Below are 12,484 nucleotides of genomic sequence, written 5' to 3' on the forward strand. Positions count from 1 at the left end.
CCTACCCGCGGGTAAGGGGACGCGGCTTCCTGGCCTCCCGGAGCCTGCCGATCACGTGAGACAGAGCACGTTCGTCGTGCTTAGATGTGGCCGTGGCAGCGACAGAAGTGACCGGGGTCGACCCCTCCGTCAGGCAGGTGAGGGACGCCCAGATCTCGTCGCTCACCGGCATGCGTGGATTCGCCGCCATCATGGTCGTGGTCATCCACACGGCTGGGCGCACGGAGTATCCGTGGCTGGGGGTCCACGGCTACGGGCCGATCGCTCTCTTCGTGCTCTCGGGCTTCCTGCTCTACCGGCCGTTCAGCCGTTGGACGCTCGGGGTGGGACCGCTGCCCTCGTTGCGCAACTACTCGATCCGACGCATCCTGCGCATCTTCCCGGCCTACTGGGCGGTGCTCCACGTCTGGTACTTCATCTACCCGGCGGCGGTGCCCAGCTCGTTCGGGCAGTACCTCAAGGAGCTCACCCTCCTGAACACGCTGCAGTACTTCGGGCTGACCCAAGGGCTCCAGCAGGCCTGGTCGATGGGCACCGAGCTCACCTGGTACGTGTTCGTCCCGGCCCTGGCGGCCATCTCGTTCGTGGTGATGAGCCGCGTGCCCGCCAGGCACCGCGTGAAGGTGCAGGTGTGGCTGATGCTCACCGCGCTCCCCATCTCCGCCGGCTGGGTGTGGTACGTCCACGAGGGTGCGCCGTGGCAGAGCGCGGGGATGTGGCTGCTCAAGTACATCGTCTGCTTCGCGTTCGGGGCGATGGTCGCCACGGTGATGGAGGCCGAGCGGGCAGGGATGCTCAGCATCTCTCGTGGGCGCCTGCTCATGGAGGACCCGTGGCTGCTGCCGCTGCTGGCGCTGCTCTTCGCCCTCGTCGGGACCTCCCAGTTCGGCGGCGAGCACAACTTCGGCTTCCTGAGCCTGTCGGAGGAGCTGGTCCGTGACGGATGCGCCTTCGGGCTGGCGGGCACCCTGCTGCTGATCGCGATCTTCTCGCCGCCCAGAGCCCCCTTCAACCGTTTCCTCGCCACGCGCTGGATGCAGGCCAGCGGCCGCTGGTCGTACGGCATCTACCTGTGGCACCTGCCCCTGGTCGTCATGCTGTACGAGGACTACACGTTCCCCGAGGGGGTCTTCGGACTCGTCGTGTGGTTGCTGGCCATCCTCCCGCTCTCCTACCTCCTCGGAGCCGCGAGCTATGCCTGGGTCGAGGTGCCGGCGATGAACCTCTCGAAGAGGCTCACCCCCTCGAGTCCCAGGGGAGGCGCGCGCGCCGCGCGTCCGGCTGGCGTGCGCGTCGCGAGCGCCGACGAGGCCCGGGGAGGGACGGCCACGTGACCCCGGCGCAGGGGCCCGACCGGCCGCCCCTCGCGCCGGTGGCTGTGCCCGAGGTGGATGGCGCCGAGGCGCTGAGGATGGCCCGGGCGGTCGTCGGTCTCTACGGCGATCCCGACGTCACGTGGGGCATCTCCTTGGAGGCGACCTTCGACGCCCCGGTGGACCTCGCCGAGGTGGGCGCCCGGATCAATGCCCTGGTCGCGGCGCACCCGCACCTGGGCGTGGTGCCCACGCTGCAGGTCGTCGGGGAGGACGAGTGGACGGACGTACGCGAGCAGAGCGCGAGCGCGCCGTTCGGCGACGACGGTCACCTCGTACGGCTGCTGGCGTCGCAGGACGCCACCACCTTCTTCGTCACCGCCCACCACGGGGTCTGCGACGGCCTCGGCCTGATCGCCATCATGTCGGCGGTGGTCGGGCGTCCCCTCGCCTCGTCCGCCCGGGGCGTGGGGGAGCGGACGTCGTCACGCGGCTTCCTGCTCTCCAGCGTGCTGCGCCTGGCCGAGGCGATCGTCGCGCCGCCCGCGCGGTTCTCGGGGACGCCGGAGCCCGAGGCGGCCGGACGGCCGGAGCGGCTGCGGCAGCTGCGGGAGCCCTCCGGCACGGTCAACGGCGCCCGGGTCTGCGCCGCCCTGAACTCGATCCATGCCTCGTGGCCGCGGCGCGGCACCAGCGGCGGACGGCGCTTCCTGGTCGTCATGGGTGCCTCGCGCCGGGTGCCGGGGGAGACCGCTCCGGACCGGCAGACCGCGTACTTCCGCATCGCCCTCAAACCCCAGTGGGGGCTCGACGAGGTGAGGCAGGCCCTGCGTGCCGCGGAGCCCGAGCCGACCTTTCCGGAGACGTCGGCCGGCGGGATCGGCCCGATGGTCACGCGAGCGCTGAAGAACCGGCTGGGCTACACCGTCAACGTCAGCAACCTGGGCATCGTGACGGGGGAGGGGCTCGTCTCGATGGCGATGTTCCCCGCGGTCAACGGTCCCCAGGCGGTGGGTGTGGGTCTGGTGTCGACGACGCACGGCTCCACGCTGTCCTTGCGGACGCGTCGCAGCGACTTCTCCGACGACGAGGCGCAGACGCTGCTGCGCCTCGTCGAGGAGCGGGTGGGCTCGACCCCGTAGCCCCGAGCCGCCAGGTCGGCTCAGTAGGGGTCGTAGGGCGAGTCGTGACCGACCAGCCGGGCGAGCGGTCGCAGACGCAGGCGCAGCAGCACCTTGATGAAGACGTTGCGGATCCACCACGGCATCTCGGCCAGGATCCGCGCGCGGTCCGCAGCGCTCGGCCGGCCGACCCGGAAGAGCGCCTGGGAGTTGCTGCGACGCTCGTAGGCGATGGTCGACGAGAAGAGGACGTGGCGCAGGATGCCGAGCGTCACGCCGATCGACGAGAAGCAGTCATGGATGACGATGGCCCCGCCCTCGGGCAGGTGGACGCTCCACCTGAGGTCGTCCGACAGCGTCCAGTAGTCGTGCTTGCCGTCGATGTAGAGCATGTCGAAGCTCGTGGTCCAGCCGGGGCGCAGACCGGTGCTGTAGTCCTGCACCAGCTCGACGACCGAGCCGAGGTCGTTCGCGGCGATGTTGCGCTCGAACTTCTCCTTCGTCGACAGACCACCGAAGAGGCGCCCTTCGACGAAGGGGTCCACGGCGTAGACCGTGCCGTGCTTGGCGCGCAGTGCCTCGCCCAGGATGATCGTGGAACGACCCTGGTGGGAACCGATCTCGAGGACCTTGGCGCCGGGGCCGAGCTTGCTGGCCTCGTCCCACAGGATCCGCGCCTGGCCCTCCTTCAGCCAGCCCGGCACGTCCTGGACGGCTGCCCAGGCCTCGTCGAACGTCACGGGGGCTGAACCGCGCTCGCTGGGCACGTGCGGGACATCTGCCTGGGACATTGCTTTGGACCCCTCGTGGAGTGAGTGTGCTGCAGGTAAGGTGCCCCGCAGGTTACTACCGAGTTGTCTTATTGCAAGGCGGGATTCTCACTGTGCGGTTGGGTCTGAGGACAGCGTTCACCGATGTCCACCGACGGTTCTGGCCGCACGTGCTCGTGTGGGCGGCCCTCATGGCGTTCTCCTTCCGCCAGCGCGTGGGTGACACGACCTTCGACACGAAGCTCGACCTCTCCGTCGACGCCAGCGGATTCCTCGACCGCACGCTGACCGCATGGAACCCGATGAGCGCCTTCGGGGAGATGCAGAACCAGGCCTACGGCTACCTGTTCCCGCACGGCGCCTTCTTCTACGCCGGCGAGGTGGCAGGGCTCCCGGAGTGGGTGGTCCAGCGACTGTGGTCCGGGCTGCTGCTCGTGGTGGCGTACGAAGGAGCGCGGCGGTTGTTCACCGTGCTGGACGCGCCCCGTTCCCGCCCGTGGCTGCCGATGCTCGCGGGGTTGGCGTACGCCTTCTCGCCGCGCCTCCTCGGCCTGTCCGGCCCGCTGACGGGCGAGATCCACCCGACCGCCATGCTGCCCTGGGTCGTGCTGCCCCTCGTGCTGGCCCTGCGTGGCCACCTCTCGCCGTTGCTCGGCGCGGCGTGGTCGGGCGTCGCGGTCCTGCTGATGGGGGGCGTCAACGCCACCGAGGTCCTGATGGCGCTGCCCCTTCCGGGGTTCGTGATCCTCTGTGCGATGAAGGAGCGCACCGGCCGCCGCCTGGCGTTGTGGTGGCCGCTCGCCGTCATCCTCGCCACCCTGTGGTGGGTGCTCGCCCTGCTCACCCAGGGCAAGTACAGCCCTCCGTTCCTGAACTACATCGAGACGGCCGCCTCGACCACCGCCCCGCTGGGATGGGCCAACGTCGCGCGCGGCGCCGACCACTGGCTCTCGTTCGTCTGGGTCGGCGGACGCCCGTGGTGGCCGGGTTCCTACGAGCTGTCCACCGACCCCTGGCTCGTCGGCATCACGGGAGCCGTCGCTGCCGTGAGCCTCTTCGGCCTCTTCCACCCCCGGATGCCGTGGCGGTTGCCGCTCGCCCTCAGCGCCCTGACGGGGATCCTGCTCCTGGGCATGGGGCACAACGACGTCCTGGCCGGGCCGTTCGCACCCACGTTCCGTGAGCTGCTCGACGGTGTCCTCAGCCCGTTCCGCAACATCCACAAGCTCGACCCCATCGTGCGCCTGCCGATGGCCATGGGCTTCGCCCACGGCGTCGGCGTGCTCGGCTCGTGGGCCGTGGGCCTGACGCGGCAGCGCCTCGGCGCCGAGCGGGCACGGTACGCCCGTCCCGTCGTGCTGGGGCTCTCGGTCGTCCTGCTGCTCGCCTCCGCCCAGCCGCTCTTCGTGGACCAGATCCGCAAGCCGGGCTGGAAGGAGATTCCGCAGGCCTGGTACGAGGCTGCCGACTACCTCGAGACCCACTCGGGACAGGGGCGGACCCTGATCCTCCCGGGCGCCGGATTCGGCCAGCAGACGTGGGGCTGGACCATCGACGAGCCCATCCAGCCGTTGGCCAGGTCGCCCTGGGTGTCGCGCAGCCAGGTGCCGCTCGCCCCGGGCGCCACCATCCGCTACCTCGACGCGATCGAGGAGCGCATCCAGGACGGCGTGGGCTCCCCGGTGCTCGCCGACGCGCTGGCACGCGCCGGCATCAAGCACGTCCTCGTACGCCGTGACCTCGACCTGTGGGCCACCGAGGCGCCTTCCCCTGCCCGTGTCGACCAGGCGCTGAGCCTGAGCCCGGGGCTGGAGAAGGTGGCCTCCTACGGCACCGCCGCGGTCGGTGGGCAGTCGATGATCGACATCTTCGAGGTCGACCGCAACGTCCCGTTGCTCGAGGCCGTCGACATCGACTCCGTCAAGACGCTCGCGGGTGGCCCCGAGGACACCCTGTCGGCGATGGAGGCCGGGTTGCTGAACCCCGGCGAGGTGACGGTCAACCGCTCCGAGGAGGGCTGGTCGCAGACGCCCGACGTGGTCGGCGACGGCTTCCGGCGTCGTGAGCGCCAGTTCGGCCGACTCGCCGACTCCGTCAGCCAGGTGATGTCGTCCGAAGAGGCCTACCGCGTCAAGCGGGTGGCCCACGACTACCCGGGCGTCTCGGAGAGCGACCGCGTGGTGGCCCAGTACACCTCCCTCGCGGCGGTGACCGCCTCGTCCTCGTCCGGCTACGTCGACTCGCTCGGGGCCATCCAGCCCGAGATGGGGCCTTTTGCCGCGGTCGACGGGGAGGAGCAGACGTACTGGCGCTCCGCCCCCATGGAGTCGCCGACGGGGCAGTGGCTCGAGCTGCGCTTCTCCGAGCCCGAGCCGCTCGACGAGATCCGTCTCGTGGCTGCGGTCGACCTCGCCTCCACCGTGCCGATCCGCAAGGTCCGCGTGGAGGTCGGGAACCGCACCTTCGAGCGCAGCGTCGACCCGGCCACCGGCGAGGTCGTGATCCCGCTGACCGGAGCACCGACCTCGAAGGTGCGCATCACCGTCCTCGAGGTCTTCGGAGACCCCGAGTACGGCTACGTCGCCCTGCGCGAGGTCTCCTTCCGCGGCGTGGAGATCGAGCGCAGCCTCGTCCTGCCTGACAGCGGCGCCGACGGTGACTCCTCCTTCGTCTTCCGTGCCCGCCCGCACCGGCGCGCCTGCGTCGACATCGGCTTCGGCCCGCAGTGCGACGTCAGCACCGCGCGCGCGAGCGAGGAGGAGCACGGCCTCAACCGACGGTTCGCGACGTCGGGCAAGGGTCGCTACACCGTGCGGGCGCAGGTGGTGGCCCGCAGCACCGAGGAGGCAGCGGTGCTCCTCAACCCGTTCCCGAAGAAGCTCAAGGCGTTCGCGACCAGCACGACGGCCTGGGACCCGTCGGTGAGCGGCCAGCGAGCCGTCGACGACAACCCGACGACTCCGTGGGTCGCCGCGCCCGGTGAGACCAACCCCGGCCTCAACCTCGAGTGGGGAGTCGAGCGGACCATCGACCGGATCCGCTACGACCTCGCCTCGCTCAACTCCTCCCAGCCGGTCAAGGCCATCATCGAGGCGGGCGGCGAACGCCGCGAGGTCGACCTGCGCGAGGGCTCGCTGGGCCGCTTCGAGCCCATCACGGCCACGGGCGCACGGATCACGTTCCCCACGCTCGCCAACCGCCCCAGCGGTGAGGAGCTCCCTCCGCTGGCCATCGGCGAGCTCTACCTCGACGGGGTCGACGACCTGAAGGTGCCGTGGCTCCCCAACCAGGTCACCGGCGCCGGCTGCGGGTTCGGCCCCGAGCTCATGGTCGACGGCGAGAAGTACCGCACCAAGGTCATCGGTGAGACCGGCGCGGTGGTGGCCGGGACGCCGCTCGACCTTGAGCTGTGCAGTGACGACGACCTCGTGCTCGAGGCGGGGCAGCACCGGCTCTCGGTCACCTCGACGGACCAGTTCGCGGTCACGACGCTGACGCTCACGCCGGCCGGGGGAGCTCCGCTGCAGGAGCGCAGGCGCGGACGTGAGGTGGCGATCCTCGACTGGGGTCCGACCGAGCGTCGGGTCTCCGTCGGGGCGGGCCCCGAAGGCGTGCTGCGCATCCCGGAGAACGTCAACATCGGGTGGCGCGCCACCCTCGACGGTGAGGAGCTCGAGCCGCTGCGGCTCGACAGCTGGCAGCAGGGCTTCAAGCTGCCCGAGGGCGCGGGCGGCGAGGTGACGCTCCAGTTCGTCCCTGACCTGACCTACCGCACGCAGCTGTACGTCGGCGCCGTGGCCGCCCTGCTGCTCTTCGCCGTGGCCGTGGTGCTCGAGCTGCGGCGCGGGGGCCGCTCGAACGGTCGCGAGGCCGTCCAGCCGCTGCGGTGTCTGCGTCGTCGCTCCCGCCTGTTCTACGTCGCCCTCGCCGTCATGGCCTGGATCCTGACGGGCGTCCCCGTCGCCGTGGGCATCCTCATCGGGTTGTTCCTGATCGACCGCGCCGCACCTCGCCTGGTGCTACCGTCCGTGCTCGTCGTGGTGGCCACGACCGCGCAGGCAGTCTCCGCGTGGCGGGGCGAGGGCGTGCACGTGTCGTGGGCCGACTGGACCGCTGGGGTGGCGGTGGGTCTGCTGCTGATGAGCCTGGTGCGACCGGACGGGGAAGAGGAACGATGAGCGACACCGACACCGAGGTCCACCCCACCAGGACGCAGCCGCGACGCCGCGCTGAGGCGCCTGCGAACTTCTCGTGGCTCGCCATGGCCAAGGACTCGTTCCGGTCGCCGGTCGGGATCGTGGCCGTCCTGCTCATCACGGTCCAGGCGATCTGGCGCGGCACCTCGGTCGCCGGTGGCTTCTTCACGCAGGACGACTACCTCATGCTCCGCCGAGCGGCGGACGAACCGCTCGACCTGGCCCACCTGGCCGCGCCGCACGCCGGTGAGTTCTCGCCGATCGGCAACCTCGTCTTCTGGGCGACGACGCGTGTGGCCGGCATTGACTGGGGTGCCGTGACGCTCGTGGTCGTGGTCCTGCAGGCCGTGGCGGCGGTGCTCATGTGGGTGGTGCTCACCCAGATCCTCGCCGACCGCTGGGTCAAGCTCCCGCTCCTCGCGGTAGCGCTCTTCACGCCCCTGACCCTCGGCACGACGATGTGGTGGAGCCTCGCTTCGACCCACCTCCCCACGGTCGTCCTCCTGCTGCTCGGGGTCTCCGCCCTCCTGGCGAACCTCCGGCGTGGGTGGCAGCCGGGCGTGGGCGTGGGCACCGTCTGCCTCCTGCTCGTCCTGGTGTGCAGCGACCGGTCCCTGGCGCTGCCGTTCCTCGCGTTCGTCGTGGTGGCCGCGATGCTCCCCGACGAGGAGGCCGGCGTCGGCGCCCGGTTGTGGGGCGCCGCGACCCGCTACGCCAAGACGTGGCTCCTGCTCGTGGTCGCCCTCGTCGCGCGGGTCATCGTCGGGGTCGGGCGAGAGGGCTCCGGCTACGGGTGGAACAACTCCTTCTCCGACGTGAAGTACGTGCTGGAGCAGTACGTCCGTCAAGGCGTCTCCGGCCTGCTCGGCGGGCCGTGGGGCGGCACCATGAACTCCACGGTCCTCGAGCCAGAGGAGAACTGGCCACTCGCGGTGGCCGCGGCGCTCTGCCTGCTGCTCCTCGTCCCGATCGTGCGTTCCCTGCGTCACCCCGTGGTGCTCGTGGCCGGGGTGGGGCTGGTGGTCAACTTCCTGCTGGGGGGCGTCGTCCTGCTCCTGACCAAGGAGGGTCTCACCGCCATGGGGATGGTCTCGCGCTTCGTCGCGGACGTCGTCCCGGTGGTCGTGGTGATCGTTGCCCTGGCGTTGCGCAAGACGCTGGTCCCGGCCGAGCTGCGTCGCGTGGTCGTCGCCTCGCCCGTGGCGGTGGCCCTCGGGCTGACGGTCGCGGTGACGGTGTCGGCGGGCGTGACCACCCGGGTGATGGTGCCCGAGCTGGACAACTCCGACGACCGCTCCTACGTGGACTACATCCGGTCAGGACTTGAGCTCGATCCCCGCATCGTCCTGCTCGACGGGCCGGTCCCCGAGGGCATCATGTCGGCGCTGTTCGGCAAGGACGCGACGGTCTCGACCGTCGTGGGGCTCTTGCCGCAGCAGCCCACCTTCGACATGCCCAGCGAGGTGCTGAGGATCGTCGACGGGGCAGGCATCCTGCGCGAGGTCAACGTCGACATGGCGGTGTCCTCGAAGCCGGCGCCGCCGGGTGACTGCGGGTGGGCCGTGACCGGTGCCCGCAGCACGATCCCGATGCGGGAGGAGGTGCCGGACGGCGACCACGTCATGGAGATCGCCTACCTCAGCGGAGGAGACACCTACGCCGAGGTGCAGGCGGGCGACTCGACGGTGCGGATCCCGATCCGGTCCGGCGTCCACGAGGTGACCCTGCCGGTGAAGTCTTCGTTCTCCGAGGTGACCTTCGTGCTCGAGGACCCGGCGCAGACCGTCTGCGTCGCCACCCTGGTGGCGGGCGCGCCCGGGGCGGCGCCCCTGCCCGACATGCCGTGACGAGGGCCCGGTGACCGTGCTGGGAGGCCGCCGCCTGTCGAGGTGGCCCGACCTGGTGCTGACGATCGGCGTGATGCTGCTCGTGCTCGGGCCCGTGCTGTTCGACCGCGGGTTCGTCCTGGTGGGTGACATGGTCTTCGTCCCTGACCAGCCGTGGAAGGACACCTGGACCGGCGGCGACGGGGGAGTGCCCCGCGCCGTGCCCGGTGACGCGATCGTCTCGCTCCTGACCACCGTGGTCCCCGGTGAGCTCCTGCAACGGCTGGTGCTGACCGGCACGTTCATCGCCGCGGGTGCGGGCATGTCGCGCCTGACGAGGAACCTGCCGTTCCTCGCCCGTGCCGCCGGCATCGTCCTCTTCCTGTGGAACCCCTACGTCCACGAGCGCCTCGCGATCGGGCACTGGGCGCTCCTGTGCGGGTACGCCGCGCTGCCCTGGGTGGCGGACGCCGTCGCCACCCTCCGTTCCGACGAGGGAGGGCGGGCCAGGCATCGCGCCTGGGCGCTGCTCGTGGTGGCGCTCGCGGTGGCCGGGTGGGGGTCGCCCACAGGAGGCGTGCTCACCACGGTGACGGCGCTGGTGCTCGCGCTGGGCCAGTGGCGCACGGCCGCGCGCGTCCTGGGACTCGGCCTCTTCGTCAACCTGCCGTGGATCGTCCCGGCGTTCGGCAACGGTGCCGACCAGCTGCCCCCGGACGCGTTCGGGGTGGAGGCCTTCGCCTCGTCGTCCGACACCCCCTTCGGGGTGCTGGGGTCACTCCTCACGTTCGGGGGCATCTGGAAGGAGTCGATCGTCCCGGCAGACCGCGGGGACGTGCTGTCGGCGACGCTCGGCCTCGCGCTGGTGCTCGTGGCCGCGTACGGGTGGTGGGCCTCGCGCCGGGCTCCGGTCCTCCCGTGGCGCCAGGCACTGGCGCTGGGCCTGGGATCGGTGCTCGTCGCCGCCGTCGGAGGCGTGGGTCCCCTCCAGGGAGCGGTCGAGTGGTGCGTGCTCCACGTGCCCGGAGGGGGCCTGCTGCGCGACGGACAGAAGTGGGTCGCTCCGTGGGTGCTGGTCGCCGCCGTCGGGCTCTCCGCAGCGGTGGCGCGGCTGGCTGAGTGGTCGACGGGCCGCAGTGGTGCGGGTCGGGCCTGGCTGGTCTGCTTCCTGCTCGCCCCGGTGGCCGCACTTCCGTCGTTCGCCCTGGGGCTCGGCGGCTTCCTGCACTCCGACGAGTTCCCCGCGCAATGGCACGACGTCCGCGCGGAGATGGAGCGGCTCGACGTCGACGACGACCTCGTCGTGGTGCTGCCCTTCTCCACCTACCGTCGCTTCGACTGGACCCCACGCACCATCCTCGACCCCGCACCGCGCTTCTTCCCCGGGCGCATGGTGACCGAGGATGCGCTGACGGTGCCCGAGGGGACGGTCGGTGGAGAGAGTGCGCTGTCCGCCCGGGTCCGTGGGGCCGACGACGCCGACGAGCTGGCCGACGTGCTCAGCGCGGCGGGGGTGCGCTGGGCGCTGGTCCACCGCAGCACGGAGGACGTCGTCCTGCCCGCCGGCACGCAGGTCGTCGCCGAGGGCGACCAGCTCACCCTGCTGCGTCTGCGCGAGCCGACCGGGGACGCTGCGTACGCGGGGGAGTGGCGGCCCGTGGCGTACGCCGTCCTCGACCTGCTGGTCCTCTGCGGAACGGCGGGCCTGGCGCTCCGGCTCACGCTCAGGTGACGACTCAGGTCCGCAACGTGGGCAATGTCTCCCACGCCCGGGCTGGGGATGCCTATACTGCAAGGAAGTAACGAGGTCTGGGAGGACTACATGTTCGGGTTTGGTTGGCTGATTTCGCTCCTCACGGGCGCTGTTGCCGCAGTCATCACCGTGATCATCGCTGTTGCCAGCCTGACCGGTGTCGACGCGGACCACGAAGGTCCCGGCTCCCCGGGCGCCGGCCAGTACGGCGACGACTGACACTTCGGTCGGCCACCCGACCTCACGTCTTCGAACCTCGGACGGACCTTGGTCCTTCCGAGGTTTTCGTGCGTCCCCGTGATGCGGCAGAGACGTTCCTCCGTCAGCCTGAAGAAGGCCTCGACCCGGAGGGGTCGAGGCCTTCTTCGCGAGCGGCGCGCGGGGGCGCCGGGTCAGGCCGGCAGGCAGCCCTCGACCACGGCGGTCGTGGCCTCCCAGGTGAACTGTTCGCTGCGCATCTGCGCCTTGGTGCCCAATCCCTCGCGCAGGGCGCGGTCGGCGAGCAGACGGCGTACGCAGTCGGTGAAGTCGTCCTGGTCCTGGGCCAGGAGTCCGGTCACGCCGTCGAGGATCGACTCCTGGACGCCTCCGGCGGAGCGGTAGGCGACCGACGGCACTCCTACGTGTGCGGCCTCGACGATCGAGAGGCCCCACCCTTCCTTCAAGGAGGGCATGACGTGCACCCAGGCGCGTGAGAGCTCCTCGAACTTGGTCGTGTCGTCGACGTGGCCGAGCAGGCGTACGCGGTCCTCGAGGTCGAGCTCGACGACCATCTCGCGCAGCTGGTCCGCCCACCAGCCGTCGCCCATGACGGTGAGCGTCGCGTCCGGGACCTCGTCGCGCAGGGCGTGCAGGGTACGGACGGCGTGCTCGATCTGCTTGTGCGGGACGAGCCGGCTGAGCGCCACCAGGCTCGGGTGCGGGTCTCGCGGGGGAGCAGTGAACTCGGGCACCGGAGGCACGCCGTTGTAGGCGATGCGGATGCGGTCCTCGGCGACGCCCAGCGAGACGAGCTCGGCAGCCGTGATCTGGCTGACGGCCACGTAGTCGTTGGAGCGGTTCACCCAAGGGGCGACCCGGGACTCCATGAACCATCCCACCTTCGCCAGCAGAGGGCCGACGACCGGCCACTGCTCGCGGTGGACGTGGTGGACCAGCACGGTCACCTTGGCGCGGGTGAAGAGGTGCGCGAGGAACGGCATGCCGTTCTGCACCTCGATCACGTGGTCGATGCGTCCGAGCCGCCGGGTCATCAGGTAGAAGGCGGCCCAGAGGTAGACGGTCATGTGCTGGCCGACGCGCACGTAGCGCACCCCGTCGATGACCTCTTCCTTCGGGCTCCCGGGATAGCGAGCGGTCAGGGTCGTGACCTGGTGCCCCGCAGCCGCGAGGCGCGTGGACACCTGGAGCAGGTAGGTCTCCGAGCCCCCGCCCTCGGGGTGCCGGTGGTCACGCCAGTTGAGGATGGCGACGTGGCTCATGCGTGCCGCCTCCTCGTACCGACA

At 70.9% G+C, this 12,484-nt stretch carries 7 protein-coding genes; 5 read left to right on the forward strand and 2 right to left on the reverse strand.

Annotated elements, in window-relative coordinates:
* The first annotated feature begins 92 nt into the window (after positions 1-92).
* Complete coding sequence (locus FCL41_RS06525; RefSeq protein WP_137066710.1) at positions 93-1,334, forward strand: acyltransferase family protein; 1,242 nt, start codon at positions 93-95, stop codon at positions 1,332-1,334.
* Positions 1,331-2,455 carry a condensation domain-containing protein gene (locus FCL41_RS06530; RefSeq protein WP_137066711.1) on the forward strand — a complete coding sequence of 375 codons (1,125 nt, stop codon included), beginning with the start codon at positions 1,331-1,333 and terminating at the stop codon, positions 2,453-2,455. Before FCL41_RS06525 ends, FCL41_RS06530 begins: the two co-directional genes overlap by 4 nt.
* A 20-nt stretch (positions 2,456-2,475) precedes the next feature.
* On the opposite strand, the gene FCL41_RS06535 is transcribed toward FCL41_RS06530, so the two are convergent.
* Entirely contained in the window at positions 2,476-3,225 is a 750-nt protein-coding gene (locus FCL41_RS06535; RefSeq protein WP_137066712.1) for a class I SAM-dependent methyltransferase, read from the reverse strand.
* Between the two features lie 170 nt (positions 3,226-3,395).
* Between FCL41_RS06535 and FCL41_RS06540 the strand changes: the two genes are divergently transcribed.
* Genes FCL41_RS06540 through FCL41_RS06550 form a run of 3 tightly spaced genes read left to right on the forward strand, consistent with a single transcriptional unit; the run spans position 3,396 to position 10,958 of the window.
* Positions 3,396-7,382 carry an alpha-(1->3)-arabinofuranosyltransferase domain-containing protein gene (locus tag FCL41_RS06540; RefSeq protein ID WP_137066713.1) on the forward strand — a complete coding sequence of 1,329 codons (3,987 nt, stop codon included), beginning with the start codon at positions 3,396-3,398 and terminating at the stop codon, positions 7,380-7,382.
* Positions 7,379-9,247, forward strand: coding sequence for a hypothetical protein (locus FCL41_RS06545; RefSeq protein ID WP_137066714.1), 1,869 nt, complete (start codon positions 7,379-7,381; stop codon positions 9,245-9,247). The genes FCL41_RS06540 and FCL41_RS06545 overlap by 4 nt, the downstream gene beginning before the upstream one ends.
* 10 nt (positions 9,248-9,257) lie before the next feature.
* The gene (locus FCL41_RS06550) at positions 9,258-10,958 is read left to right on the forward strand and encodes an MmpA family trehalose lipid delivery protein (RefSeq protein ID WP_137066715.1); all 1,701 of its coding nucleotides are present in this window, start codon (positions 9,258-9,260) and stop codon (positions 10,956-10,958) included.
* Positions 10,959-11,371: 413 nt separating this feature from the next.
* Here the strand turns inward: FCL41_RS06550 and FCL41_RS06555 are convergent, their stop codons facing one another.
* Complete coding sequence (locus FCL41_RS06555) at positions 11,372-12,460, reverse strand: glycosyltransferase family 4 protein (RefSeq protein ID WP_137066716.1); 1,089 nt, start codon at positions 12,458-12,460, stop codon at positions 11,372-11,374.
* Positions 12,461-12,484 lie beyond the last annotated feature (24 nt).

The sequence above is a fragment of the Nocardioides jishulii genome, from assembly GCF_006007965.1.
Classification (GTDB): domain Bacteria; phylum Actinomycetota; class Actinomycetes; order Propionibacteriales; family Nocardioidaceae; genus Nocardioides; species Nocardioides jishulii.

Bases quoted from the DNA above. Each gene is read 5' to 3' on its own strand.
- FCL41_RS06540 (WP_137066713.1), top strand. From the start codon at position 3,396: ATGGCGTTCTCCTTCCGCCAGCGCGTGGGTGACACGACCTTCGACACG.
- FCL41_RS06535 (WP_137066712.1), bottom strand. From the start codon at position 3,225: ATGTCCCAGGCAGATGTCCCGCACGTGCCCAGCGAGCGCGGTTCAGCC.
- FCL41_RS06555 (WP_137066716.1), bottom strand. From the start codon at position 12,460: ATGAGCCACGTCGCCATCCTCAACTGGCGTGACCACCGGCACCCCGAG.
- FCL41_RS06545 (WP_137066714.1), top strand. From the start codon at position 7,379: ATGAGCGACACCGACACCGAGGTCCACCCCACCAGGACGCAGCCGCGA.